Here is a 603-nt window from a genome sequence, read left to right as displayed (position 1 = left end):
GTGGGCGGCAACCTCAACCAGCTTGCAAGGCACTTCAATTCTGGCGGTGCAGACACCGAGCAGATACGAGCGAAAATTCTTGACGAACTTGCAGACCTGATCGCATTTCGGCTGAACGCCGAGAAAGTTCTGGGTGAACTGTATGGCAACGCTCAAGCATATCGCCTCTAAGAATTCGGACTACACTGCCATCGAAGCGTACCTCGTTTACCAGCACGACGCGTTCACCGGAAAGCAACTTCTGGATGAACAGGGCAGACCGAAGCTGCGAGAATCGTACATCCTCGATACACTTGAGTGCGGCGATTTCTCGTTCGCAACGGCCTGTCTGCTGGCAAACCGCAAGTATGGTAAGAACACCCAGCATGGTGATATCAAGAGCCATCAATATATCATCAGCTTTGATCCCAGAGATGCAGCCGACAACGGGCTGACGATGGAAAAGGCACAGGCTCTTGGCCTGAAATTCTGCGAAGAAAACTTCCCCGGTCATCCCGCCATCGTCTGCACTCACCCGGATGGGCACAACCATTCGGAAAACATTCATGTCCACATCGTGATCGGCAGCATCCGAACACGAGAAGTGGAGCGTAAGCCCTATAT

General features: G+C 52.6%; 1 protein-coding gene and 1 pseudogene. Both read left to right on the top strand.

Features of this window, described 5'->3' with window-relative positions:
- A pseudogene (locus WMO17_RS13110) lies at positions 1–171 on the top strand (plasmid mobilization protein); the annotation flags it as partial.
- On the top strand, positions 143–603 hold a 461-nt coding region (locus WMO17_RS13105), incomplete at its 3' end, for a relaxase/mobilization nuclease domain-containing protein (RefSeq protein ID WP_349138330.1). The pseudogene WMO17_RS13110 and the gene WMO17_RS13105, both read left to right, overlap by 29 nt.

Source organism: Faecalibacterium faecis, assembly GCF_040096475.1.
In the GTDB taxonomy this organism is placed as follows: domain Bacteria; phylum Bacillota; class Clostridia; order Oscillospirales; family Ruminococcaceae; genus Faecalibacterium; species Faecalibacterium taiwanense.
The sequence above is the reverse complement of the archived record's forward strand: the minus strand, read 5'-3'. Positions and strand labels throughout refer to the sequence as shown.